We start from the raw sequence: 26,100 nt of genomic DNA, 5'->3' as shown, positions 1-26,100 counted from the left end.
TTTTTTGGATTTAAATAAGACTCGTTTAGTCCGATTTCAAATTAAAAAAATATGTTCCAATTATCAAAAAAAGTAGAATATGCCTTGATAGCGATTCGACACATGACAACCGGTAACCGTGGCCGAATTTATACTACCAAGGAGATATCAGATAAATATCAATTACCATACGAACTCCTCGCGAAAATAATGCAGCGGTTAGTTAAAGAACATTTTATCTCATCTTATCAAGGTGTGAACGGCGGTTATGTTCTTTCCCGAAATCCTGCAGAAATACGCGTCTCAGAAATTATTAATGCTATTGAAGGTAAATCAGCCGTAACAATCGTCGCTTGTGAAGCAGGCACACCTGATGATTGCAATATTCATACGACATGCACTATAAAAAATCCATTGGTCAAGTTGCAAAACAATATTAATAAAGTTTTAGATGAATTAACCGTGTTGGAGATGTTCTCTTGAAAACACCGATTTATATGGATTATCATTCAACAACTCCTGTCGATCCGCGTGTGCTTGATGCTATGCTCCCTTTTTTCAGAGAAATATTCGGAAATCCTGCCAGTCGCCAACATCAATTCGGTTGGATTGCTGAAGAAGCTGTTGAATCATCTCGCACGACGGTTGCCAATTCAATCGGAGCGTTACCAAAAGAAATAATATTTACAAGCGGTGCTACAGAATCAAACAACCTCGCCATCAAAGGTGTAGCAGAAATATATGCACAAAAGGGAGACCATATCATAACAGCGGCTACTGAGCACAAAGCTGTTCTTGATTCTTGTAAAAATCTGGAACGTCATGGTTTCAAAATCACCTATCTTCCGGTTGATAAATATGGAAGAATATCTCTCAACCTCCTCTCGGAATCAATCACATCAAAAACAATGCTAGTTTCTGTGATGACGGCAAATAACGAAATCGGAACCATTCAAGATATCACCGAAATAGGTAAACTTTGCCACGAGAAGAATGTACTGTTTCATACCGATGCTGCTCAGGCAATCGGAAAACTTCGCATTGATGTTCAAAAAATGAATATCGATATGATGTCACTCTCCGGACATAAGATATATGGTCCCAAAGGTATTGGAATTTTATTTGTCCGCGCCTCTGGACCGAAAGTAAAATTGATGATGCAAATGGATGGTGGCGGTCATGAACGTGGAATCAGATCAGGGACACCTAATGTTCCATCTATCGTGGGAATCGCTAAAGCGATCGAGATATCATCACAGGTTTTGGAAGAAGAAACCATACGTCTAAAATCGTATCGTGATAAAATGTGGAAAGCGTTTCAGGAAAATATTGAAGATATTTCGCTTAACGGAGATCCCGAACGCAGATTACCCAATAATCTAAATATAAATTTTCATCATATCGAAAATAGCGCACTAATGATGAGCATGAAAGATATTGCTGTCTCCACCGGCTCTGCATGCACAACAGGAGATCCCGAGCCATCTCACGTCTTGAAAGCTCTAAAATTACCTCCGGATCGTTTGCATTCCGCAATCAGATTCGGATTAGGAAGATTCACTACGGAAGAGGAAGTTGATTATGTTATTGATAAAGTTATAAAGAACATCAAAATGCTGAGAGAGTCTTCGTCAACATTCAAACTAAAAAACAGAAAGCCGATGTACTATGAGTAATCCTCAAGTTAATAAAGATCTAGATTTTATAATTAATAATCTTGAAGAATATTTAACATTCATAAAGTCTAAATTTGTATTTATACACAATTCTAATTTCTTTTTCAGAGATCTCCATTATGCGACCAAAATGTTTCTCGAAGAGCATCTGATAAAAACATCTTATCACAAAGCAGAGATCGTGGCAAGAGAGATCGGTTTGATTTTAGTGCAACGAAATATATTTAAAACGATCGATCACCAATCATGGATGCTCAACTATCCGAAATTCGCATTGCCGAAAGTTGAGAAGAAAGTCGCTTGAGCATGAATAACACCGATACATTTGAAAATCTCGGAGAAAGCGAATACAAATGGGGGTTTGTAACCGATATTGAATCGGACACCGCTCCGAAAGGATTAAACGAAGAGATAATCCGATTTATTTCTGCAAAGAAAAATGAACCTCAATGGTTGCTGGAATTTCGGTTGAAAGCTTATCGTAACTGGCAAACAATGATAGAACCGCATTGGCAAAATGTTCAGTATCCCCCGATTGATTATCAAGACATAATTTATTACTCAGCACCAAAGCAAAATCGGCTGAAGAGTTTAGATGAAGTTGATCCCGAGTTATTAAAAACGTACGAAAAATTAGGTATTCCGCTTGAAGAGCAGAAACAATTTGCAGGTGTTGCAGTTGATGCAGTTTTCGATAGTGTCTCAGTTGCCACCACTTTCAAAGGTAAGCTTAAAGATCTCGGTATAATTTTTTGTTCATTCTCTGAAGCAGTCCGGGAACATTCTGAACTCGTTAAAAAATATCTGGGCTCGGTCGTACCTGCAAACGATAATTATTTTGCCGCTCTGAATTCTGCGGTATTCACTGATGGATCGTTTTGTTACATTCCGAAAGGAGTTAAATGCCCGATGGAGCTTTCTACCTATTTTCGTATCAACGCTGCAAAGACCGGACAATTTGAACGGACATTGATTATCGCTGATGAAAATTCGTATGTCAGTTACCTTGAAGGTTGCACCGCACCTATGCGCGACGAAAACCAGCTTCACGCGGCAGTTGTTGAGTTATATGCCCACAATAATTCTCAAATAAAATATTCCACAGTCCAAAATTGGTATCCCGGAGATAAAGATGGAAAAGGTGGAATTTATAATTTTGTAACCAAACGAGGCAAGTGTGCGGGCGATAATTCAAAAATTTCATGGACTCAAGTAGAAACCGGTTCATCCATCACCTGGAAATATCCAAGTTGCATTCTCCAAGGCGATAATTCTATCGGAGAATTCTACTCTGTCGCAGTAACCACAAACTACCAGCAGGCAGATACCGGCACAAAGATGATTCACATAGGGAAAAATACTAAAAGTACGATTGTATCTAAAGGTATATCGGGAAAGTTCGGACAAAATTCTTACAGAGGACAGGTGTTAGTTCAAAAAGGTGCAACCAATGCGCGGAATTTCTCACAATGCGACTCACTCCTTCTCGGGGACAAATGCGGCGCTCACACATTTCCGTATATCGAAGTTAAAAACACTTCCTCGAAAGTCGAGCACGAAGCATCCACTTCAAAAATTGGCGAAGACCAGATATTTTATTGCAAGCAACGCGGCCTTTCCACCGAAGATGCCGTGAATTTAATTGTAAACGGTTTTTGCAAAGAAGTATTCAGAGAACTGCCGATGGAATTTGCCGTTGAAGCTCAGAAATTGCTTGGTGTGAGTCTTGAGGGAAGTGTCGGTTAATCAAGTTTATCATTTAAATATTTACTGAAAAGAATATCATCTATGTTAGAAATAAAAAATTTACATGCCTCTATTAACGGTAATAAAATTCTAAACGGAATTAATCTAAATGTTAAAGCCGGTGAAGTTCACGCAATCATGGGACCGAATGGTTCGGGTAAAAGCACACTCGCTAATGTTCTTGCAGGGCGTGAATTGTATAACTTGACCGACGGTGAGATACATTACAATGGTAAAAATCTTATCGATATGCCCCCTGAAGTGCGTGCACGCGAAGGAATTTTTCTCGCGTTTCAATATCCGGTGGAGATTCCCGGCGTAAGCAATACATATTTCCTTAAAGCCGCGTTGAATGCGATCCGCAAACATCGTAATCTGGAAGAGATGGATGCAGTTGAATTTTTATCGTACATCAAAAAGAAAATGAAGCTTATTGACATCGATCAGGATCTTCTTAACCGTCCGGTTAATGAAGGATTCTCCGGCGGTGAGAAAAAACGAAACGAAATCTTTCAGATGGCTGTTCTCGAACCCAAGCTCGCGATACTCGACGAAACCGATTCTGGGTTGGATATCGACGCGCTCAGAATTGTTGCGGACGGTGTCAATAAACTCCGCAAACCGGATAACGCTGCCATAGTTGTAACTCATTACCAACGACTCTTGAATTATATTGTCCCGGATGTGGTGCACGTTTTATGGGACGGAAGAATAGTAAAATCGGGCGGCAAAGAACTCGCACTCAAGCTCGAAGATCAAGGTTATGACTGGGTTAAAGACGAAACTAAGAATAGACAATAAAAACGATTCGCATATGACTGAGATATCTAATCCGGTAACAAATTATACAGAAGATTTTTTAAAATTCGAGATAGAATCCGGCAATGAATCTAAATCCGAGATTCAGACATTAAGGCAAAAAGCTTTTGAGGAATTTAGATCAGCCGGTTTTCCTACAAATAAAGACGAAGAATGGAGATTCACTAATCCATCTCGAATCTCAAAAATTCATTATAACAATCAGCTCAAGAACAAAACAACCGTAGATATAAAAAAGCAACTAGACAATCGGACCATCCAGGAATATGCTACGAACAGATTAGTTTTTGTGGATGGAATTTATTCGACTGAATTATCTAACCTCAAATCTTCATCTGCAATAATCGTATCTACTCTTTCCGAGATGCTTAGCAAAAATCCAAGATCCGTTATTGATATTGCGGAACGATTGATGATTAATGATAAGACCTTTTTTAATTCTCTGAATACGGCTTTCATGCGAGACGGCGCATTTATTTCAATCCCGGATGAAACTACAGTCGCTACTCCTATTTATTTGATTTTCATCGCCACAAATGATCCCTCACCTTTCGTTATGCATCCCCGCAATATCATCACTCTCGGAAGAAACAGTGAGGCAACAATAATCGAGCATTACATAAGTGTTTCGAATAACGTTTATTTCACGAACGTCGTATCTGATATTATCTTGGATAAGGAGGCAAGATTAGAACACACAAAATTACAGGCGGAAAGTGTGAACGCGATACACATAGGTTCTACTTACTTCAATCAATCTGAGTCGAGTAAATTAAAGCAGAATACGATAATGATAGGTGGAGCCATCGGAAGAAATAATTTAATTTCGAAACTCAATTCTGAAAATATCGAATGCACATTTAACGGTCTATCTCTTGGTGAAGGTGATCAACTCATAGATAATCATACAACAATCGATCACGCCATGCCGCACTGCGAGAGTCATGAATTATATAAATCAATTTTAAGCGGTAAATCGCGCGGCGTTTTCAACGGTAAAATATTTGTTCGGAAAGATGCTCAAAAGACAAACGCTAAACAAACCAACCGCACGTTGCTCCTTTCGGATGAAACGACGATGGATATAAAACCCCAGCTTGAAATTTTTGCGGACGATGTAAAATGCACTCATGGCGCAACAATCGGTTACCTGGATGCGGACGCGATATTTTACCTTCGTTCAAGAGGAATAAGTGAAAACACCGCGCGCGATATTCTTACTCATGCATTCGCGAACGATATAATCGCGAGAATATCGAGTGAATCGGTTCGTGATTATTTGAGTATTAAAGTTCATGATAAATTAAAACAACGGCTATAAATGAAATGAAAAGCACGCCGCAACAACAACTATCGATGCTAACAACTAAAAACTTTGATGTTGGAAATATTCGTAATGATTTCCCGATCCTAAAACAAAAGATCGGTGGTAAAAAACTTGTATACCTCGATAACGCAGCCACAAGTCAGAAACCGAAGCTTGTAATCGATGCGATGAACCGGTACTACACAGAAGAAAATTCCAATATTCACAGAGGTGTACATTATCTAAGTGAGCTTGCAACCCAATCGTATGAAGCGGCACGCAAGAAAATTCATAAACACATCAATTCTAATTCGGAAAGAGAAGTTATATTTGTACGCGGTACGACCGAAGCAATTAATCTGGTGGCACAGTGTTATGGAAGAATAAATTTCAATGAAGGAGATGAAGTCATCATCTCAGCAATGGAACATCATTCGAATATAGTCCCATGGCAAATGCTGAGAGACGAAAAAGGAATTAATCTTCGTGTTATTCCTATCAACGATAAGGGAGAATTATTCATCGATAAGTATGAAAACATGTTCAACCCGCGAACAAAGATGGTAGCATTGGTTCATATTTCAAATGTACTTGGCACCATTAATCCTGTAAAAGAGATGGTAAGAATCGCACATAAAAATAGGGTGCCGATTTTAATCGACGGAGCCCAAGCTGTTCCTCACTCTCGCATTGATGTCAGAGAGTTGGATTGCGATTTCTACACCTTCTCTGCTCACAAGATGTACGGACCCACAGGTGTGGGAATACTTTACGGTAAAGAAAATATTTTAGAATCAATGCCTCCCTATCAAGGTGGCGGCGATATGATAAAATCTGTATCTTTCGAGCGGACAATTTACAACGATCTGCCGCATAAATTTGAAGCCGGAACACCAAACATCGCTGGTGGCGTAGGATTTGGCGCAACGATTGATTATCTAAATCAGATCAATTTCGAATCAGGATTAGAGCATGAAGAATTTCTCTTGAAATACGCTACAGAGGAATTAATGAAAATTGACGGATTGCGGATTATTGGAACCGCGAAAGATAAAGCAAGTGTAATTTCTTTCGTACTCGAGAATATCCACCCGCACGATATCGGAACAATTCTTGATGATGAAGGAATTGCGATTCGTACCGGGCACCATTGCGCACAACCGCTGATGAAATGTTTTGAAGTTCCGGCAACAGCCAGAGCTTCGTTCGGAATTTATAATACCAAAGAAGAAATAGATTATTTAATCAAAGGTATTTATCGCGTAAAGGAAGTATTCGGATAATGACTGCACTGAGGGAATTATATCAGGAAGTGATACTCGACCACAACAAGAGTCCGAGAAATTACGGCAGGATGGAAAACCCGGATCGTAAGATCGACGGGTATAATCCTCTCTGTGGTGATCATTTTACTTTGTTCGTAAGATTAGACGGGGATATTATCAAAGATATTAGTTTTGACGGCGCCGGTTGCGCAATATCGAAAGCATCTGCTTCTGTTATGAGCGCTACCGTGAAGGGAAAAACAATTGCCGAAGCCGAAGGATTATTCAAGCAATTTCATGCTTTAGTGAAAGGAGAAATCGACGCTTCGGAAAATTTAGAAGAGCTTGGTCGGCTTGCGGCTTTTTCCGGTGTTTCAGAATATCCTGCACGCGTTAAATGTGCAACGCTTGCATGGCACACGCTGCACACGGCATTAACCACAACAGAACACCGTACATCAACGGAGTCATAGTATGGCAAATAATTTTCTAACATCAATCGAGCGGACAGTAATCGAAGCGCAGGCGATCGAAGTATTGCGTACCTGCTACGATCCCGAAATTCCTGTGAATATCTATGAAATGGGATTGATATATCAGATTAAAATTTCCGATGAAGGAGAAATGGAAGTTGAGATGTCTTTGACAAGTCCGAATTGTCCGGCAATTCAATCGCTGCCATCTGAAGTTCAGGAGAAATTAAAAACTATCCCCGGCGTGAAGGATGCGAAAGTAATTGTAGTTTGGGATCCACCCTGGGAACCGAGTAGGATGAGTGAAGCGGCAAAATTAGAGCTTGGAATGTTTTAATTAAATTATTTATTAATCATTTATGGAGGGTTTTATGAATAGAGTAGTTAGATTCAGAATAATAGTTTTACTCATCTTCACCGGTTTAAACCTAAGTTTAAGCCAGTTTGGGCGCCAGCGCCTCGACGAACCCAAAACAATTCCTCATGAAGTAATTCAAGGAATGTTTAAAGATGGGATAAATGTAATGCTGGAGATAGACACAGCTTGCATCAAATGGGAAATTGATGAAAGGCAGATGGAAAGTCAAGTGAAACTAGCAATTGAAAATTCCGGTTGGGCTTTTAATCCATCTTCACCAAACATCATGCGAGTAAAAATCGATTCTACTTCGACAACAAAAGAAAACTACCTGACATTAAGAATTGAATTGACACATTCACTTGATGAATTCCCTACTAAACGAACGATTGAATTACAAAAAGGAGATAATAAACTTATCTCATCAGTAGTTTATCAGATGGTCTATAAATCCGGAATTAAATCTCGAAATCAATTGTTAAAAGAGATATCAAAAAAACATAATCCTGAACACATCCAAAAATCAAACGCGCAATAATGAAGAGACGTGCCTTCATAAAATCATCTGTCCTTGGCGGAATAATCTCACTGTCGGATAAAAATTTATTTTTTAATCAACATCAACAAATAATAAAAGAAGGAGCAAATATGTCATACGAATGGAAATTCAAACCACGTCCGTATTCGGACGAAGAAGCTAAGTCACTATTAAAGAATGTTGTCTCACCCGAAACAACTGATTGGCACTACAACACACATCATAAAGGATATGTCACAGCGTTAAACACGATTGAAAAAAGTTTAGAAACTGCTGATAGAACTAAAGCAAACGGAAACTACAGCGAGGTTGGTGAATTAAAACGCCGCTTCACATGGAATCATTCCGGCGCACTTCTCCACGATATCTACTGGGAAGTTTTAGGCGGAGACGGAGACCCGAAAAAAGGTCCAGAAGTTCTTGCCGCTATCGAGAAAGAGTTCGGCTCGTTCGATAAATGGAAAGAAGATTTTAAAGCAACCGCTGTCTCGGCAAAACTGAGCGGATGGGGTTTATTAGTGTTCGACAGACTCTGGTCTGATCGCATGTTGAACATCCTCGTCGATGAACACCAATACGGTGCAATTTGGGGTGCAGTTCCAGTAATCGCATTGGATGTTTTTGAACATGCCTATTACCATAAAGATGGCGCCAAGCGGGCAGCTTATATCGATAATTTCCTCTCAAATCTGCATTGGGGCAGAATTAACGAGCGATATAAGAAATTCGTATTAAATAAGTAAAGTAATTACCCCCTTCTAATACTGATTGGAAGGGGGTTTTTCAATTAAAGGGATGGGCATTTTATCACTGAAAATCGGGCAATTCGAAAAAATACCTTGAGATTCAAGTTTGTTATCTATATATTTGATATGAATCAGATTTCTTCTTCAACTAGAATAATACCTAATCCGGAATGAGAATTTCTACAGAGAACAATCTTATTCAATCGTAAAACGGTTGGAGTACCGATATTAAATGATACTATGCTGAGAATTTTTCTTCAGGAATCTATTTCTGTAAAGCATTCATTCAAGAGACAGGAACGCGTAAGATATATTCATCTCAGCAAAAATTGATTTTATTGAAATAATGATAGGACACCAATATGATCCGAAGACTTAGCTTCATATTATTATATTTGACAACATCCACATTGCTATTTGCAGATCAGTCGTCGTGGCAATGGGTGAATCCATTACCGCAAGGTAATATTCTAAATAGTGTTTGGGCGATCAATGCTGACACTGCATTTGCCGTTGGTGACTACAGTACTATTCTTAAAACTACAAATGGAGGATTGACTTGGCAAGTAACTCCAAAAGCAGCAGGATTTATTGAACCGTTATATGCTGTACAATTCATTAATGGATCAATAGGGTACGCTGGAGGTGAATCTGGTAGAATATTGAAAACGACAGATGCCGGAGCAACGTGGTTTCCACAAAATACACCCGTCTTTCGTGACATATATGCTCTTTCGTTTTCATCCCCACAAACTGGCTGGGCAGTCGGTAGTCAAGGATTAATACTGCGAACAACAGATGGTGGTTTAACCTGGGCTCAACAAATCAGTGGTGTAACGACAACATTATACGGAACACATGCAATCAGTTCAACAAACGCATATGTGGTTGGAACAAACGGAACAATAGTCTCGACAACAAACGGAGGAACTACCTGGACACCTCAAGTTAGCGGAACAGTCCAGAATGTCTACAGTGTCAATTTTGTGAATAGCACTACAGGTTACGCTTGTGGTTCTTTTGGCTTGATGTTGAAGACTACGAACGGCGGGACAAACTGGATCCCGCAAATAAGCAGTGTTGATTTCTCTCTCTATGCGATACAATTCACATCAGCTCTGAACGGATGGGCAACTGGAAGTTATGGTGTAATTGTGAAAACAACAAATGGCGGATTTACCTGGTTCGAACAAACCAGCCCAACATCAAACGATTTATTCGGTGCGCGTTTTATAAACAGCACAACCGGTTGGGGTGTTGGGGATTTTGGGACCATAGTAATAACCACGGATGGCGGTGCAACCTGGAATATGCAATCAACCGGCACAAAAAGTTTAATCACTGCAATTCATTTTCCTAGCGGCACAAACGGTATCGCTGTTGGTGAAGAAGGTGCAATTATTCGTTCTGTAGACGGGGGACGAACATGGACTGAATCATCGAGTGGTGTTTATCAGTCTCTCTACGGTGTTTATATGGTTAATAATGATGTAGGATGGGCTGTTGGCGATAGTGCAGTGATTCTAAAAACTACGACCGGCGGATTTTCATGGAATAAACAAAATAGCCACACAGATATCACTCTTTATTCACCGTTCTTCATAAGCACGAGTATAGGTTGGGTTGCCGGTGATATGGGAACGATATTAAAAACCACGAATGGCGGAACAACGTGGATTGCTGAAACAACTGATATATCATCACCATTAATGCGCATCAAGTTTTATGATAATAACATTGGTTGGGCTGTAGGTTATAGCGGCGATATTGTTAATACACAAGATGGCGGATTAACATGGATAACGCAAACCAGTAATACTTATCAAACACTATACTCCTTAGACATCATTAATTCTTCAACGGTTGCAGCGGTGGGAGATTTTGGAACGTTTGTTACTACTACAGATGGTGGTACAACATGGATAAGCGCCGATGTACCTACCGGTTCGAGTTTGTATGGGACTGCTTTCTTAAATACGACAACCGGTTGGGTATCTGGCGATGACGGATCGATACTTAAAACCACCGATTTAGGAATAACGTGGAGTGAAGAAAGAACAAATACTTTTAATACCCTATGGGAACTTCAGCTCTTTCGATCTACAACGGGTGGTGGTTATCTTCTAACAACAGGTATTGGAGGAACAATACTTACATCGAGTGTCTCACCAATGCCTGTGCGGAGATGGACAGGGGCTTTTGATTCATCGTGGACATCCCCTGGGAATTGGAACCCAGTGGGTGTACCGCAAAATGGTGACAGTATTGTAATTCTGACGTCAGCAACACCGCCAGTGTATCGAAGTTTTCTCCAGCAAACAAACCTGGGCGCGTTAACTATCGCTCAAGGTGGTAAATTGACGATTGGAACAGGATTGCAACAATTAGTGATAAGCGGCAATGTAAGAATCGAAGGCAATCTAATTATCGAAGGAAATTCTAATCTTGAAATAATTTCGGGTGGAGCTTTTTCAGTCAGTGTTCAAGGAGAAATATCACCCGCCAATTCTTCGATCATCTTGCAAACAGGTGGCCAGCTTAGAGGACCATTTTATAACCTATTCATAGCGGAAAGTTCATTCGTTCAATCGATGGGGAATATTGAAATCAGAAATAATCTTACCATATTTTCCGATTTGAATTTACAACAAACTGATACTCTTACAATAATCAATCCCGAACCCCAAGGATTCCAGGGACCCGGGATTATAACCCGGGGAACGATACGACGGTTGATAAAACAAGGGTCGGTATATGAATATCGATTCGAAAGTCCAGCTTCATATTTAAGATTTTATCCTACTGGAACACTTCCAGATACCGTCATGATCTCGTCATATCCGGGCTTATACCCGCCGAATCTCCCCGATACTGCATTTGTGAAACGGTTTTACTCTATAACCGCTCGTGGCGGAAACGATTATCTTTCTTACCTTTCTCTGCGTTATGATCCGGCAGAAACATCGATTCCGATATATGATCTTTCTTTCTTCCGGGATTCAAGCGGAATAGTTCTTAACGCAGGTGTTACGGATTATTTGGATAGTGACTATGTGGCAATCATGCTCGACTCCGTTAGGCATCTCTCAAAATGGTACATTGGGATGGGAGACTTTGTCTGGAAACATCCCCACCAATTTTTCGATACGCTGTACGTTCACGATAATGGAACAGGTAATGGATATATAACATTCGGCGCTGCCGCACCAGCAACAGACGGCCTTGATCCACAGTGGCTCGAAACTCCGCTCGCTGCAATTCCTCCGACAGGGACGTTTGATATTCGATGGATTATCCCTGCGACCAACGGAACAGACATCGATGTCCGAGAGATTTTGGGAAAGACACATGCCCAAAATATTTTTACAGCAAACATCCAACCGGGAATAGGCGGGTATCCAATAACACTTCAATGGGACACTGCTGCAGTTCTTCTCGGTTCAATTTATTTGGAAGATGCCGCAACACACGGTTCAATTTTTTCGATCGATATGCGAAAACAGAGCAGTTATACAATCACTAATCCATCCGTATCTCAGGTTCGAATCGTAAACACAGCTCCGACATACTATCCGTTTATTAAAGGATGGAATATGATTTCGGTGCCTGTTAAATTTTTTGTGAGCAATAAAAAAAGAGATATCTTCCCCACTGCCATATCGAATGCCTTTTATTTCGAATCGAATTATCGTATTGCGGATATTTTAAAACATGGTATAGGATATTGGATCAAATTTGAAAATGTTGAAACGGCTGGGATGGACGGTTATCCGGTAACAAAAGATACCATTACCGTTCAAAGCGGATGGAATTTAATAGGCGCACTAGCATCACCGATTCGCGTGAATACAATTCAATCGATCCCGGCAGGAATAATCAACAGTTCATTTTTCAAATTCAATTTAGGATATGCGATCGCCGATTCACTTGAACCGACTAAGGGATACTGGATAAAAACAACTCAAGCCGGAAGTTTAATTGTTTCTGCTTCCTCAATGATTGAATATCAGAAGAATTTATTGACAAATAACAATCTGCAAGATTCGTTTAATTCATTTACAATAACAGATCGGAATCTAATTTCACAAAAACTATACTTCACCGATTCTGAGAACATGGATATCGACATGGATCTTTTTGAACTACCCCCAACTCCACCGGTAGGAATTATGGACACCAGATTTTCAACAAACAGATTGGTGGAATATTTAAGACAGGGAGATAAAGCAGCGACTATTAATATCAACTCTGCTGAATATCCTGTTACGATTTCATGGAGTTCCGCCTCGGTAGTTTCATACAGCATCAAAGTTTCAGACCCATCTTCTGGCAAAATACTCTGTGTGATTAGTAATGGAGAAAGTTTTAAAATCGATAACCCAAAAATCAATTCGATCGCAATATCAATACATAATGTCAAAGCAGTTCCAACTGTGTTCGAACTTGCTCAAAATTATCCTAATCCGTTCAATCCAACAACGATTATCAATTACCAATTGCCATCCGATAATTGGGTAACGCTAAAATTGTATAACATCTTAGGGGAAGAGATAACAACACTGGTAAATGGATTTGAAACTGCGGGGTACAAATCTGTTCAATTTGATGGATCCAATTTTTCAAATGGGGTATACTTCTATCGATTATCAGCAAACGGAATAAAGGATAATTTCACATCGGTTAAGAAGATGATTTTAATAAAGTAGTTAATATAAGACATCTGAAAATTTCTTTAAGAAAAAGAAAACTTGTCACGCTGAGCTTATCGAAGCGTGAAATTGGATTATAATGTCATGGTTCTACAGGCTCACCTTGACTGTTATTCTATTTTTCAGAAGTCTCTAATATAGAAATAACTGGTTATGAACCCTGCTTTTGTGAGCGGGGTTTTTTATTTTGTTGAGTAGATGATTTTTTAGGCAGATATATACTATAAACCGGTGAGTTCATGACATCTGAACATTTCTGTAACACTTTTGATGAAGGAATACAGTTTGCGTTCTCGATACGAGCATAATGCTCGCGTGAGATATTCAATAACCCGGCTATCTCTTTTTGTGCGAGTTTGTTTTTAGTTCTATACTTTTTTAACTTTTCCTGTAATGAATTGATCATAAAACCTCCATTATATCTTAACAGAAATATGTGATGTGATATATTACAAAATATTCCTTGACAATCGTAGATTTTGTTTGTAAGTTAGCAAATCGTTGAATTAAAATCAAGTATTAGTGGATTATATAGTAAATAACTACCTAATAATAACCTTGCATTTTCGATGAAAAACAGGAGGAGGAGTTTCATTTTATCCATTTTTGTTAATATCGAACGTGGTTCAATATATGAATCACCCCAAACTATAATTCTCAAATCGCTATAAATCTTACTGGTAGATAAAGGCATGATATGTATAAAATCAATATTGCATATTACCTTTATCTTTATACTTTGTTTTCTTTTAAACACTTGCCGCGAGAAACCAACTTCGATATTAGACCCCAATGCCCCCGGTAAAAGGAATTATAAATGGAGTGTGGATACACTTACCTTCCCCGGCAGCGCCCAGATACTGATGGAGGATATTTGGGGAAGCACACCGATAGATGTATACACGGTTGGTCACAATGATCAGGGTGGAGCGGGTGCGATGTTTCATTTTAACGGTTCGCGCTGGTCTGCCGTTCCGCTTCATTATAGTGAAGGCGGAAAGATAAAACATGGTTTTGATCTTCATGGAATTTATGGATTCAGCAGTGTAGATATTTATGCAGTTGGATCGTATGGCTATACAAATCCGAGTCCGCCACCCAATTTTTTAGATTCGTCTATGATAATTCATTTCGACGGAATATTCTGGCGAGACGTTCCGATAGAGAGAAAACGTGGTTTAAAAACAATTTGGGGTAGCAATCGGCATGATGTTTGGGCTGGAGGAAGAAACGGCGCGTTATATCATTTGAAGAACGGTGACTGGTCCAGAGTATCTTTCGATACAACTCTTGACATTGCGAGCATATCTGGTTTATCCTCAAATGATGTTTATATGGTTGCCCGGAAAGAGATAGGTGAAGAATTTTGGGGCGATTCCACATATCATGCTTTATATCACTATGACGGTGAACATTGGAATATGATAGATTCGTTTATTGAAACTTCTAACACAGAAATTAAATTTGGATGGAATTTATGGGCTTGCAATACCCAACAACTCTATTCGGCAGGACAAAATGTTTGGAGCTATGATGGTAATTTATGGAAGACCATACTCAGTTACTATCGATCTATTCGTATTTCCGGTAGCAGTGAAAAAAATATTTTCGCCATAAGCGCTTACGAAGCATTTCATTGGAATGGAATCGATTGGGAAAATATTTATAAATTAAAAAATAATACCACTACCACAATGAGAAAAGCATGGACAAACGGTGTTGAAACATTTATTCTTAGCGATAACGGCTGGGCAACTTATATTATCCATGGGAGATAGAATTAAATCTTTCCCATAAAATCAATTTAAAATAAAGTTATAATATACTTTTTATCTCCTTACAATAATTTTTGTAAGATGAAGATGATATAAATATTTATAAAAAAAACCGTTCCAATGATTAGAACATCGGAACGGCATAATGCAAAAAATCCGATAATCGCAGCCAAATTACATGATTACTCGGGATATTTTTTTGCATACGAATAATACTAATAAAACAAATAAATAACAAAAATATTAAAATAATGGAGATTTTATGAAAAAATATTGTAAGATTTTTTTCTTTCTAACAATTTTCTTCATTTCAGGCCATATTTCTAGGAATGTTTGTGAATCTCAAATGGTGACCGGATATGGAACTTCACAATATAACGGTGATGTTTCATTCCAAACTTCTACAGACGGATCAGGTTATAGATTAAAGGATAGCTGGGGGATATCAACATGTGAATATGACGGCTCCTATCCCCCTCCTATAGTTCAAGCAGTATTTAATACCAATACAAACTGGGGAAGCACAACTGTTCGATCGGCTGTATCGGCTCATTGGGCTTTCGAACAAACGTATTCTTATTTTTATTATCGGCACGGCAAGACCGGTATCAATAGGCCAATTAATATCTTAGTAAAGTATATTCATAAAATTTATGATAGAAATAATGTGTTAATAGATCAAGAATATAATATTGCAGCATGGGACAACATAGAGAAATGGTTTATCTTCGGCGATGGAGAAAATACATGCAGTCCGTGGGTAGCTCTTGATGCCTGTGCCCATGAATATACACACGCAGTTATTTATAATGAATTAGGATTTACAGGCGCAGCACTCACAGGTGAAATTGGGGGAATGACAGAAGGATTTGCAGATATTTTTGGTACCTCGGTTGAATTTTATACAAAGGAGAATTACCCCAATAACATCATACCAAATTGGATCGTTGGTTCAGATATCGGCTGCTATCTAACTCGTGCATTGAGTAATGAAAGGGCTTACAAGGATAAACGTTGGGGCACCAATCCCGACGAACATAATATGGCTGAAGTTTTAGGTTATGCCTTTTACCTCATTGCTAACGGAAGTGGCGGTGTCGATACAAACGAGTTCGGTAAAGAATATAATGTTGAAGGTATTGGTATGCATAAAGCAGAAAGAATTGCATACAAAGTATTAAATGAAAAGTTAACCACTTCATCAACTTTTGAAAATGTTGGTAAATATTTCTTAGATGCCGCTATCTCAATATATAGTTTTGGGAGTATCGAATATCTTGCAGTTGAACAGGCAATAATTGCTGTAAATCTCTCTCATGCAATCACAGTTAAAAACGATTTCAATGGTGGATATTGTTATGTAAGTAACAATCTAATAAATTTCGACAAACATGAAAATCTCCCAACAACTTTTGATTGGGTAAAAAAGACAAATCATATAATTAAGGCGGAAAATCAAAATTTTGTAGATCCATCTAATGGTGTTAATTATTTTAGAGTGTTTGATTATTGGGATACCGATGATAATGATGAAACTTTCGATGCAACAAGATCTGTTCATATTACAAAAGATATCACATATACAGCATATTATAATAAACAGTTTAATATTAATATTGAACCGGCATTTTATGTTGAATCATCCACGGGTGGATATTATGAGAAGGATGGTGTAAATATTGGCTCATCATTGAATACCACCTTTACCCAAACAAAATCTTCTCCCTTTACAGTAAAAGCAGTACCCCCTACGGGTTATATTTTTGTAGGTTGGAGTGATAATGTGTATGACAATCCCAGAGTAATTTTACCGACCGACCATGTGAACATTTATGCTATATATAAAAAGCACCTCGCATCAACAACATCTTTTGCCACTAAACTAAGCGGTCAACGAAAATTGATAGTTGAAGGAGATAAAAAATATGCGGTATATGAATCTGGAGGAATGATCTTTTTTATTTACGATTTAGGGACCGGTTGGTCTAATGAATACAGGGTATTTGGTTCTGCGAACGCAAAAAATCCCTCGATATCATCTAATGCAAATTATGTTTATATAGTATGGGATCAACAAGATGTATTTGGAAAACATGCAGTATTGTTAAATAAGATATTCAAGAATGGTGTTCCAATTCCATTTAATGAGATTATCGGGGAATCAGATGAGGATAATACGCCGGTGGCAGATGATCTATTTGAACATGGTCCCAATGGATCGTATGGACCAGTGATTCTATGGAGGGAGAAATCTACTGCTTATACCGGATTAAGATTATCAGTTGTATATGGCAGTAATTATCAGATAGCTTCAAATAGTAGACAACCTTCTATTCTCCGCTATGGTGACAAACATCATTTAGTATATGTCAACTCAATCGGTCAGGTTGTATATCAGAATTTTCTGATAGATAACGTTGGAGCAATGTACAACCAGACAACGCCTTTAGTTATATCCGGCAGCTATACCGATTGCTCAAATCCGTCAATAGCTGTTAATTCTGATGGTAGGATATTTGTAGCGTGGGATGGATTGAACGGAACAGCACGGTATATATTTGTCAAGGAGTGTGATGCATCGGGTGCATGGCAAACTGTATCTGAATTTACTCACGGAACACACATACTAAGCTCTCCATCCATTGGTATTGATAAACAAACATTAAAAGTGAATGTAGTATTCGATTGCGGGAATCATCTTGCACGAAAATCAAAATCACTATCGGGTTCAACATGGTACACATTATGTGATATGTGCCAAGGTTATGGTCCAGCAGTTTCATCCTTTGAGGATGATCCATATACACCAACATATCCAACAACTTACTTCACAAGCGGTACAAGTCAACCTTACTCAATAATCTCAAATGTCCTCGGAGCAATTCCAGCAATCCCGATGCTATCTACACCAACCGATGCGCAAGAAAATGTATCAATTAATCCAATTTTATCGTGGGATTGCACATTCGATGCTTCGAAGTATCATCTTCAGGTATCGAGAACATCTGATTTTGCCGAAGAAAATTTGATCCTAGACCATTATAATATCACAAACACATCTTATCAAATATCAAATCTGACTTATTCTATAACATATTATTGGCAGGTCAAAGCGATTAACGAAGCAGGTGAAAGCGGATTCTCGCCAACACGGTCATTTACAACAACCCCAGACCCATTCCCCGGACCCTCTTTATCGGGTACAAAGATAGTAGATGGAACGGTACGACGGCCTAAGTTAACATGGACATCTGTTCCGGGTGCAACATCTTATATACTGTACCGCCACGAATGCGGCGAGATAAACGATTGCGATGACGGAGTTGATCAATCGAGCGAAATTGTTTATCAAGGAAGCGCGTTGACTTTCACTGATTATTCCATGGTAGTGGCAATAAAGTACGGAAATGGATATGTAAACTACATCGTAAGAGCCAAGAATGCACAAAATCAATTATCAGGAAGATCGAATACGGTTTCGTATATAACAAATTACGATATAATTTGGAAGAACGGTGCTCGTGATGGCGAGATACCGGAGGATACTCGATTGGAAGCGAGTTATCCCAATCCGTTCAATCCATTGACAACAGTGCGGTATCAGATTGCTAAAACAAGCAATGTATCTCTATCAATCTATAATCAACTTGGTCAGCAGGTTGCATTACTTACAAATGAAACTCAGGAAGCCGGATACTACGAAAGAACTTGGGATGCAACCAACATACCGAGCGGAATTTATTATTTGCGGTTGCTCGTAACAGATGAAGATGGTAAGCAATTATATCTTAATACCGAAAAGGCTGTGGTGATAAAGTAATCCATGTTAGTCAATAATTTTAAAACCCCGCATCATCGTGCGAGGTTTTTTATTTTCATCCAATAATAATAAATCTTGCAAGAATCACTAATTTTCTTTATATTTATTTGCAATTTTAAACCGAAAGCTTCAAGTTTTTAAGCTATCCGGCGAATTTTAAGGAATAATCATCCCTATCACCGATTACTTAGATGTCAGAGCTAAAACTTTTTTCCGGTCGTTCGAACCCGAATTTTGCTGAGAAAGTCTCGGATGTCATAGGTATCCCTTTAGGGAAAGTTGAGATCCAGAACTTCAGCGATGGCGAAATCTGGGTTAAGTACAACGAAAACATTCGAGGTACAAATGTATTCATTGTCCAATCAACAAATCCGCCGGCAGAAAATTTGATTGAACTGTTGGTTTTGATTGATGCGGCAAAGCGTGCTTCAGCAAGGCGCATTACGGCTGTGATTCCGTATTTCGGTTATGCCCGGCAAGATCGCAAAGATCAGCCGCGCGTCTCAATCACTGCTAAGTTGATTGCGAATCTTGTAACAACTGCCGGGGCTGATAGAGTGATTACAATGGATTTGCACGCACCGCAGATCCAAGGATTTTTTGATATACCGGTGGACCATTTATATTCATCGGCAGTATATACTTCGTTTTTCGCTAAGAATAATATTCCTGACCTTACGGTAGTATCACCGGATGTTGGCGGAATAAAAATGGCACGGGCATTCGCACGGCGGTTAAACGCTGAATTGGTATTGATAGATAAGCGACGTCCGAAACCAAACGAGGTTGAGGTTATGAATGTAATCGGTAATGTGAATAACCGGAATATTTTAATTGTAGACGACCTCATCGATACGGCCGGCACATTCTGCAACGCTGTTAAAGCGTTGAGGAACGCCGGAGCAAAAAAGATTTATGGAGCTTGCACCCATCCGTTATTTTCAGGCGGAGCAATCGAACGTATCAAGGCATCGGATGTGGAAATGATTTATGTAACCGATTCGATTCCGCTCCATAATGCGGCATCGAAATTCGATAAGATTGAAATATTGTCGGTCACCGATTTATTCGGTGAAGCGATAAAGAGAGGATTTTCGAATCAATCGATAAGTTCTCTATTTGATGTAGACAAAGGATAACTCAAGGATAAATTATGCGTGAACTAATTTTAGAAGCAGAAGTAAGAACTCAACTTAAAAAACATTCGAACGTAGTTCGAAGAAGCGGAAAGGTGCCGGGTGTATTCTATCTTCATGGAGAAGAGAATATACCTATCTCGGTAATCGAGAAAAATCTTAAACCGCTTATCTATACATCTGAAGCTCATATCATCAGTTTGAAACTAGGTGATGGTAAGATGAAGAATTGCATTCTTCGCGACGTACAATACGACGCAGTCACCGATAAGCCGATTCATTTCGATTTGCAAGGATTAAGAGAAGACGAAGAAATTTCGCTCGAAGTGCCGGTTATTATAACCGGTGGTACACCTGTTGGTGTTCGAGATGGCGGAGTGCTTCAGCAGTTAATATATAGATTGAAAGTCTCGTGCCTTCCAAAATTTATTCCGGAACATATCGAAATTAATGTTGAGGATTTGAAGATCAACGCTTTTGTTCACGTCTCGGATATTAAGATTGACAACGTCACAATATTAGATAATGCCGGCACATCCATCGTTGGCATTATGCCTCCAACTGTTGAGAAAGAAGCTGCCGCGGCAGTGCCGGGCGCTGAAGAAACCGTTGAACCCGAAGTGATAACCAAAGGCAAGAAGGTTGAAGAAGGTGCAGAAGGCGAAGCAAAACCGGCCGCCTCAACAAAAGCTGCTCCTGCTCCAAAAGAAGAGAAAAAATAAAATCCTTTTTTCGGTTGATGTTGAGTGTTTATCATTGTCGGGCTTGGCAATTACGGTTCTGAATACGAAAATACCAGACACAACATCGGTTTTGAGGTCATCGATTCAATTGCCGAATATTTGCATTTGACTTTTAAACGCGCAAAGAGCAGATACTTAACGACTCATACGTCGATTGCCGGAAGAGATATTAGACTTGTTAAACCGCTGACATATATGAACAATTCAGGATTGGCGGTTCAGGAAGTTCTTCATAAATATGAAGCTAGCATTGAAGATCTCCTTATTATTGTTGACGATTTTTATTTACCATTAGGAAGAATAAGATTTCGAAAACGAGGAAGCGACGGCGGGCACAATGGTTTGGCTTCGATTATATATACATTAGGGACAGAGCAATTTTCAAGATTGAGATGCGGAATCGGTTCGGAATCGATGCCAAAACAGAATGAGCCGAAATCTGATTTTGTGCTCTCCACTTTTTCCGATTTTGAAAAAGATAAAACAAAGCAGATGATATTGGCGGCACGCGATGCCGTAATAAAATTGATACACAATGATACAATTTAGCCGTGCAATAGTATAACGGTAAATAATTTTAATTCACCCTATCTGTGAATTTTTTTCGAGAGAAAAAATTATTCATGGATCAATCAAAAACGTCCGAAGGGATTATACATGGAACAAAATAAACACACTTACGAAACAACTTTCATTGCCAACGCATCGTTAGACGATCTTCAGATCGAAACGATAGTTACGAATGTAACCGAAACCATCACGCGCAATGGCGGCGAGATAACCGCAGTAAACCGATGGGGAAGAAAGCGGATGGCTTTCGCGATAAGCAAGAAAAACAACGGATATTACGCAAACATAGAGTTTTCAGCTCCGGGTAATATGATACCGCAACTCGAGAGAGTTTATCAGTTAGACGAAAATATTCTCCGGTTCTTGACGATACATCTCGATAAAAAAGCTCTGGAAGCTAAGGCACAATCACTCATGTCTATACCGGTTGATGATTCTTCGATTCAAGACGAAGTAATCAAAAAACCTTTATTCGATGATGATGAAGAAATACCAATCATTCCCAAAGATATCTGAGAATGCCCGTCACTATCCCTCAACAATTGAATTGAACGAGGAAATTATATGGCTAATCTCAAGCTGCCGCAAATCAACAACATTTCAATCACCGGGAATTTGACGCGTGATATTTTATTCAGACGTACTTCAACCGGTACGGCCGTTGCGAATTTTACAATCGCATCGAATAAAAGATATCGTGACATCAACAACGAATGGCAAGAAGATGTTCTCTTTATTAGCGTGGTCTCTTGGAACCGGCTTGCCGAAAGTTGTGCTGAAATTTTGCGGAAAGGGAGCGCTGTATATGTTGAAGGAGAATTACAAAGCCACATTTATAAATATAACGACGGTATGAAGCGCACCATACTCGAAATAAAAGCACATCGTATTCAATTCCTGAATCGACGCCCGATTAAAGAGGATGAATTCGAACATATATCTCTTCCGGATGATAATCCGTTTATACTTGAAGACGATTCATTCGATAAATTCTTAACGAGCGAAGAATCACAACTTATAAAAGAACAACAAGCATAAAGATTTTAAGGATAATTAATTATGGCAAAACAAGAACAACAACTCAAAAAAAAGCGTCCCTGCCGATTTTGTGAAAGTAAAGAAATTTACATCGATTATAAAGATGAAAAACGTCTTTTGAAATATATCTCGGAACAGGGAAAGATAATCCCAAAAAGAATAACCGGAACTTGTGCAAAGCATCAGCGCCAATTAGTTCAAGCTGTTAAGCGCGCGCGTCACCTTGCACTTATCCCTTATGTTTCCGAAACAATTCGATAATGACTGAAAAGAAGGAATATTTATGAAAATCATATTACGTAAAGATCATGACAAATTAGGAAAAATCGGCGATCTTGTAGAAGTGAAAGACGGTTATGCCCGCAATTATCTCATACCACGAAATGTCGCCTTTGTGGCAACACCGGGTAATTTGAGAGCTCTGGAGGAAGAAAAGAAGCAGCATGTAGACCGCGATAAACGCGATTTGCAGCACGCACAAAAGATTGCAAATCAACTCGACAAGGTTTCGATAACTTTGAAAGTCAAAGTTGGCGAAGACGAAAAACTTTTCGGCTCTGTTACGGCTCAAATGATTGCCGAGGCTTTGATTGAAAAAGGTGTATCACTTGATAAGCGAATCATTGACCTCGAAGAGCCGATTAAAGCCCTCGGTATTTATACGGTGAACATCAAATTACACCCTGAAGTCAGCGGCAAATTGAAGGTGTGGGTTGTCCGTGAATAACGTTACAAACCAACCAATACCGATAAAATAAATCGTTCTTTAATAAACTGCATCTAATTATGAGGTGCAGTTTTATTTTTTTTATTAATATAAAAAGGATTATTTTGTGGAAAACGTTGGGATCCTCGCAGCATTCACTGCCGGTTTTATATCTTTCATCTCACCCTGTGTCCTCCCTATTGTTCCGGGATACTTATCTTTTATTTCAGGTGTCAGTTTCGAAGAGATGCAAACCTCAGCCGATAAAGCTGCTATTCGAAAGCGCATTCTTTTAAATGTTTTATTTTTTATAATCGGCTTCTCAATAGTTTTTATCTCACTCGGTGCATCGGCAACATTCATCGGTCGATTTTTGCAAGAACAGATGAATATCATCAGCAAAATTGCCGGTGTTGTCATAATTATTTTTGGCATCCACATGGTCGGAATTTATAAAATTCCTTTTTTAAATTACGAAAAAAGATTTCACACCGCAGGCAAGAGTATGGGACTCCTTAGCGCAATGGTAATAGGATTCGCGTTTGCTTTCGGATGGACACCTTGCATAGGTCCATTCCTCGCAACAATTCTGCTCTATGCCAGCAAACAAGAAACTATCGGACAGGGTATTATGTTGCTTTCGGCTTATTCATTGGGTTTAGGCATTCCATTTTTCATAGCGGGTCTGAGTGTTTCTTTGTTCATCGATGTATTCAATAAATTTAAAAAACATCTTCATAAAGTGGAAATTGTCGGGGGAATTTTATTAATACTTTTTGGTGTTCTTATAATGACTAATTACTTGACTGTTCTTTCAGGATATTTCTCAACATGGTTTCCATTTTTAAACGAATTGGGCTGAAATGGTAAAAGATTTAAAAAATTTAGACGAAGTAACAATACGATTCGCAGGAGATTCCGGAGACGGAATGCAGTTAACGGGTTCTCAATTTACAACAACAACTGCTCTCTTAGGCAACGACTTAAGTACACTACCAGATTATCCTGCTGAAATTCGCGCACCTGCCGGTACTCTATTCGGTGTCAGCGGATTTCAGATCCATTTTGGATCAAAGGAAATTTCTACGCCGGGCGATACTTGCGACGTTCTCGTTGCGATGAATCCTGCCGCACTAAAAGTTAATCTGAGAAGTCTTCGTGATGGCGGTATAATAATCGCCAACAGAGATGGATTTAATGACAAAAATTTAAAACTCGCCGGATACGATAAAAATCCCCTCGACGATGGTTCTTTAGAAAAATTTCAACTTCATTCTGTTGATATTACCAAACTCACGACATTGGCAATCCGAGAATTAAACCTCTCCACAAAAGTCGTTGAACGAAGTAAAAATTTCTTTGCACTCGGAATGATGTACTGGATGTTCTCGCGTCCGCTCGAGTCATCTATTAAATGGATTCAGGAAAAATTTAAAAAGAGTCCGGAAATTGTCGATGCCAATATACGGGTGTTGAAGGCAGGATATAATTTCGGTGAAACAACAGAAATATTTCTTGCCCGTTACGAGGTTAAAGCCGCCGAATTGCACCCCGGCCGTTACCGAAGCATGACCGGAAATGAAGCTACCGCATGGGGATTGCTTGCAGCTTCTGCAAAATCCGGTTTAGATTTATTCCTCGGCAGTTATCCCATAACTCCCGCAAGTGAAATTCTCCATGAGCTTTCGCATCATAAAAATTTCAGAGTGAAAACATATCAGGCTGAAGACGAGATTGCCGGTATCACGTCCGCCATCGGTGCTTCTTACGGTGGTGCCATCGGTATTACAACGACGAGTGGTCCCGGACTCGCATTAAAAACCGAAGCAATGGGTTTAGCTGTTATGTTGGAGTTACCACTGGTGATAGTCAACGTTCAGCGCGGTGGACCAAGCACCGGTCTTCCTACAAAAACGGAACAAGCCGATTTATTACAAGCAGTTCACGGTAGAAACAGTGAAGCTCCAATTCCTGTCATAGCGTCATGTACACCTGCCGGTTGTTTTGATGCAGCTTACGAAGCTGTGAGAATCGCATTAAAATATATGACACCCGTAATATTACTCACAGATGGCTATCTCGCCAATGGCGCAGAACCATGGCTCATTCCTGACGTTAATTCTTTGCAGGATATAGATGTAAAATTTCATACAGACACTAAAAATTTCTTCCCCTACTCAAGAGACGAAAAAACACTGTCACGCCCATGGGCAATACCGGGAACACCCGGATTAGAACACCGCATCGGCGGGCTTGAGAAAGAACATATCACCGGTAATGTGAGTTACGATGCCGAGAATCATGATTTTATGGTAAATCTTCGACATCAAAAAATTGAAGGCATAGCGAATGATTTACCTGACGCCATAATCGAAGGTGATAATACGGGTGATCTCCTTGTCGTTGGCTGGGGCGGAACCTACGGAGCGATCAAAACTGCCGTTCAGAAAAAAAGAATAGAAGGTAAATCGGTTTCGCATTTGCACTTGAAATATATAAATCCGTTCCAAAAAAACATAGGCGACATTCTGAAAAAATTCAAATATATATTAGTGCCTGAATTGAACCTTGGCCAGTTATCTCAGCTTCTTCAAGCGAAATATCTAATTCCAGTTATAAAGTTGAATAAGGTTCAAGGATTACCATTCAAAGCGAATGAAATCGAAGCCAAGATAGATGATATTTTACGATAAGTGA

General features: G+C 39.2%; 24 protein-coding genes. 23 read left to right on the top strand and 1 reads right to left on the bottom strand.

Going from position 1 to position 26,100, the window contains the following annotated elements; translation table 11 throughout:
* The first annotated feature begins 51 nt into the window (after positions 1 to 51).
* From HZB59_05680 to HZB59_05625, 12 genes are all read left to right on the top strand, one after another.
* Positions 52 to 462, top strand: a complete 411-nt coding sequence (locus tag HZB59_05680; protein ID MBI5020908.1) for an Rrf2 family transcriptional regulator — start codon at positions 52 to 54, stop codon at positions 460 to 462.
* A complete protein-coding gene (locus tag HZB59_05675) occupies positions 459 to 1,655 on the top strand; it encodes an IscS subfamily cysteine desulfurase (protein ID MBI5020907.1) in 1,197 nt (398 codons plus the stop codon). Before HZB59_05680 ends, HZB59_05675 begins: the two co-directional genes overlap by 4 nt.
* Entirely contained in the window at positions 1,648 to 1,959 is a 312-nt protein-coding gene (locus HZB59_05670) for a hypothetical protein (protein MBI5020906.1), read from the top strand. The genes HZB59_05675 and HZB59_05670 overlap by 8 nt, the downstream gene beginning before the upstream one ends.
* A gap of 2 nt (positions 1,960 to 1,961) precedes the next feature.
* Positions 1,962 to 3,401, top strand: coding sequence for a Fe-S cluster assembly protein SufB (gene sufB / locus HZB59_05665; protein MBI5020905.1), 1,440 nt, complete (start codon positions 1,962 to 1,964; stop codon positions 3,399 to 3,401).
* 42 nt (positions 3,402 to 3,443) lie between these two features.
* Positions 3,444 to 4,202, top strand: a complete 759-nt coding sequence (gene sufC, locus HZB59_05660; protein ID MBI5020904.1) for a Fe-S cluster assembly ATPase SufC — start codon at positions 3,444 to 3,446, stop codon at positions 4,200 to 4,202.
* A gap of 13 nt (positions 4,203 to 4,215) precedes the next feature.
* Positions 4,216 to 5,541 carry a Fe-S cluster assembly protein SufD gene (sufD, locus tag HZB59_05655; GenBank protein ID MBI5020903.1) on the top strand — a complete coding sequence of 442 codons (1,326 nt, stop codon included), beginning with the start codon at positions 4,216 to 4,218 and terminating at the stop codon, positions 5,539 to 5,541.
* A gap of 35 nt (positions 5,542 to 5,576) precedes the next feature.
* Positions 5,577 to 6,809 carry a cysteine desulfurase gene (locus HZB59_05650; protein MBI5020902.1) on the top strand — a complete coding sequence of 411 codons (1,233 nt, stop codon included), beginning with the start codon at positions 5,577 to 5,579 and terminating at the stop codon, positions 6,807 to 6,809.
* On the top strand, positions 6,809 to 7,264 hold the full coding sequence (locus HZB59_05645; GenBank protein ID MBI5020901.1) for an SUF system NifU family Fe-S cluster assembly protein: 456 nt from the start codon (positions 6,809 to 6,811) through the stop codon (positions 7,262 to 7,264). Before HZB59_05650 ends, HZB59_05645 begins: the two co-directional genes overlap by 1 nt.
* Position 7,265: 1 nt before the next feature.
* Positions 7,266 to 7,601 (top strand): DUF59 domain-containing protein, encoded by a 336-nt coding sequence (locus HZB59_05640; GenBank protein MBI5020900.1) that lies wholly within the window; start codon positions 7,266 to 7,268, stop codon positions 7,599 to 7,601.
* A gap of 34 nt (positions 7,602 to 7,635) precedes the next feature.
* Positions 7,636 to 8,160 carry a hypothetical protein gene (locus HZB59_05635; GenBank protein MBI5020899.1) on the top strand — a complete coding sequence of 175 codons (525 nt, stop codon included), beginning with the start codon at positions 7,636 to 7,638 and terminating at the stop codon, positions 8,158 to 8,160.
* Positions 8,160 to 8,903 (top strand): superoxide dismutase, encoded by a 744-nt coding sequence (locus HZB59_05630; protein ID MBI5020898.1) that lies wholly within the window; start codon positions 8,160 to 8,162, stop codon positions 8,901 to 8,903. The genes HZB59_05635 and HZB59_05630 overlap by 1 nt, the downstream gene beginning before the upstream one ends.
* A 365-nt stretch (positions 8,904 to 9,268) precedes the next feature.
* Positions 9,269 to 13,612: a T9SS type A sorting domain-containing protein gene (locus HZB59_05625; protein MBI5020897.1), complete on the top strand. Its 4,344-nt coding sequence runs from the start codon at positions 9,269 to 9,271 to the stop codon at positions 13,610 to 13,612.
* A 154-nt stretch (positions 13,613 to 13,766) separates the two neighbouring features.
* Here HZB59_05625 and HZB59_05620 read toward each other — a convergent pair whose 3' ends face one another.
* Positions 13,767 to 14,021 (bottom strand): helix-turn-helix transcriptional regulator, encoded by a 255-nt coding sequence (locus HZB59_05620; protein MBI5020896.1) that lies wholly within the window; start codon positions 14,019 to 14,021, stop codon positions 13,767 to 13,769.
* A gap of 418 nt (positions 14,022 to 14,439) precedes the next feature.
* Between HZB59_05620 and HZB59_05615 the strand changes: the two genes are divergently transcribed.
* The 11 genes from HZB59_05615 (at position 14,440) to HZB59_05565 (ending at position 26,096) form a co-directional block, all read left to right on the top strand.
* Positions 14,440 to 15,393: a hypothetical protein gene (locus tag HZB59_05615; GenBank protein ID MBI5020895.1), complete on the top strand. Its 954-nt coding sequence runs from the start codon at positions 14,440 to 14,442 to the stop codon at positions 15,391 to 15,393.
* A 259-nt stretch (positions 15,394 to 15,652) separates the two neighbouring features.
* Positions 15,653 to 19,210 carry a M4 family metallopeptidase gene (locus HZB59_05610; GenBank protein ID MBI5020894.1) on the top strand — a complete coding sequence of 1,186 codons (3,558 nt, stop codon included), beginning with the start codon at positions 15,653 to 15,655 and terminating at the stop codon, positions 19,208 to 19,210.
* A gap of 191 nt (positions 19,211 to 19,401) precedes the next feature.
* Positions 19,402 to 20,349 (top strand): ribose-phosphate pyrophosphokinase, encoded by a 948-nt coding sequence (locus HZB59_05605; GenBank protein ID MBI5020893.1) that lies wholly within the window; start codon positions 19,402 to 19,404, stop codon positions 20,347 to 20,349.
* Positions 20,350 to 20,363: 14 nt separating this feature from the next.
* On the top strand, positions 20,364 to 21,068 hold the full coding sequence (locus tag HZB59_05600; protein ID MBI5020892.1) for a 50S ribosomal protein L25: 705 nt from the start codon (positions 20,364 to 20,366) through the stop codon (positions 21,066 to 21,068).
* A 24-nt stretch (positions 21,069 to 21,092) separates the two neighbouring features.
* The gene (locus HZB59_05595; protein MBI5020891.1) at positions 21,093 to 21,638 is read left to right on the top strand and encodes an aminoacyl-tRNA hydrolase; all 546 of its coding nucleotides are present in this window, start codon (positions 21,093 to 21,095) and stop codon (positions 21,636 to 21,638) included.
* Positions 21,639 to 21,746: 108 nt separating this feature from the next.
* Complete coding sequence (gene rpsF / locus HZB59_05590; protein ID MBI5020890.1) at positions 21,747 to 22,175, top strand: 30S ribosomal protein S6; 429 nt, start codon at positions 21,747 to 21,749, stop codon at positions 22,173 to 22,175.
* A 48-nt stretch (positions 22,176 to 22,223) separates the two neighbouring features.
* Positions 22,224 to 22,697 carry a single-stranded DNA-binding protein gene (locus HZB59_05585; GenBank protein ID MBI5020889.1) on the top strand — a complete coding sequence of 158 codons (474 nt, stop codon included), beginning with the start codon at positions 22,224 to 22,226 and terminating at the stop codon, positions 22,695 to 22,697.
* A 21-nt stretch (positions 22,698 to 22,718) separates the two neighbouring features.
* Positions 22,719 to 22,958 (top strand): 30S ribosomal protein S18, encoded by a 240-nt coding sequence (locus HZB59_05580; protein MBI5020888.1) that lies wholly within the window; start codon positions 22,719 to 22,721, stop codon positions 22,956 to 22,958.
* Positions 22,959 to 22,980: 22 nt separating this feature from the next.
* The gene (locus HZB59_05575; protein MBI5020887.1) at positions 22,981 to 23,424 is read left to right on the top strand and encodes a 50S ribosomal protein L9; all 444 of its coding nucleotides are present in this window, start codon (positions 22,981 to 22,983) and stop codon (positions 23,422 to 23,424) included.
* A 106-nt stretch (positions 23,425 to 23,530) separates the two neighbouring features.
* Entirely contained in the window at positions 23,531 to 24,265 is a 735-nt protein-coding gene (locus HZB59_05570) for a cytochrome c biogenesis protein CcdA (protein MBI5020886.1), read from the top strand.
* A gap of 1 nt (position 24,266) precedes the next feature.
* Positions 24,267 to 26,096 carry a 2-oxoacid:acceptor oxidoreductase subunit alpha gene (locus tag HZB59_05565; GenBank protein MBI5020885.1) on the top strand — a complete coding sequence of 610 codons (1,830 nt, stop codon included), beginning with the start codon at positions 24,267 to 24,269 and terminating at the stop codon, positions 26,094 to 26,096.
* Positions 26,097 to 26,100 lie beyond the last annotated feature (4 nt).

The organism is Ignavibacteriales bacterium (assembly GCA_016214905.1).
Classification (GTDB): domain Bacteria; phylum Bacteroidota; class Ignavibacteria; order UBA10030; family SZUA-254; genus PNNN01.
The sequence above is the reverse complement of the archived record's forward strand: the minus strand, read 5'-3'. Positions and strand labels throughout refer to the sequence as shown.

Bases quoted from the DNA above. Each gene is read 5' to 3' on its own strand.
- rpsF (MBI5020890.1), top strand. From the start codon at position 21,747: ATGGAACAAAATAAACACACTTACGAAACAACTTTCATTGCCAACGCA.
- HZB59_05630 (MBI5020898.1), top strand. From the start codon at position 8,160: ATGAAGAGACGTGCCTTCATAAAATCATCTGTCCTTGGCGGAATAATC.
- HZB59_05645 (MBI5020901.1), top strand. From the start codon at position 6,809: ATGACTGCACTGAGGGAATTATATCAGGAAGTGATACTCGACCACAAC.
- HZB59_05600 (MBI5020892.1), top strand. From the start codon at position 20,364: ATGCGTGAACTAATTTTAGAAGCAGAAGTAAGAACTCAACTTAAAAAA.
- HZB59_05640 (MBI5020900.1), top strand. From the start codon at position 7,266: ATGGCAAATAATTTTCTAACATCAATCGAGCGGACAGTAATCGAAGCG.
- HZB59_05625 (MBI5020897.1), top strand. From the start codon at position 9,269: ATGATCCGAAGACTTAGCTTCATATTATTATATTTGACAACATCCACA.
- HZB59_05580 (MBI5020888.1), top strand. From the start codon at position 22,719: ATGGCAAAACAAGAACAACAACTCAAAAAAAAGCGTCCCTGCCGATTT.
- sufC (MBI5020904.1), top strand. From the start codon at position 3,444: ATGTTAGAAATAAAAAATTTACATGCCTCTATTAACGGTAATAAAATT.
- HZB59_05605 (MBI5020893.1), top strand. From the start codon at position 19,402: ATGTCAGAGCTAAAACTTTTTTCCGGTCGTTCGAACCCGAATTTTGCT.
- HZB59_05610 (MBI5020894.1), top strand. From the start codon at position 15,653: ATGAAAAAATATTGTAAGATTTTTTTCTTTCTAACAATTTTCTTCATT.
- HZB59_05620 (MBI5020896.1), bottom strand. From the start codon at position 14,021: ATGATCAATTCATTACAGGAAAAGTTAAAAAAGTATAGAACTAAAAAC.
- HZB59_05680 (MBI5020908.1), top strand. From the start codon at position 52: ATGTTCCAATTATCAAAAAAAGTAGAATATGCCTTGATAGCGATTCGA.
- HZB59_05565 (MBI5020885.1), top strand. From the start codon at position 24,267: ATGGTAAAAGATTTAAAAAATTTAGACGAAGTAACAATACGATTCGCA.
- sufD (MBI5020903.1), top strand. From the start codon at position 4,216: ATGACTGAGATATCTAATCCGGTAACAAATTATACAGAAGATTTTTTA.
- HZB59_05575 (MBI5020887.1), top strand. From the start codon at position 22,981: ATGAAAATCATATTACGTAAAGATCATGACAAATTAGGAAAAATCGGC.
- HZB59_05670 (MBI5020906.1), top strand. From the start codon at position 1,648: ATGAGTAATCCTCAAGTTAATAAAGATCTAGATTTTATAATTAATAAT.
- HZB59_05635 (MBI5020899.1), top strand. From the start codon at position 7,636: ATGAATAGAGTAGTTAGATTCAGAATAATAGTTTTACTCATCTTCACC.
- HZB59_05650 (MBI5020902.1), top strand. From the start codon at position 5,577: ATGCTAACAACTAAAAACTTTGATGTTGGAAATATTCGTAATGATTTC.
- sufB (MBI5020905.1), top strand. From the start codon at position 1,962: ATGAATAACACCGATACATTTGAAAATCTCGGAGAAAGCGAATACAAA.
- HZB59_05585 (MBI5020889.1), top strand. From the start codon at position 22,224: ATGGCTAATCTCAAGCTGCCGCAAATCAACAACATTTCAATCACCGGG.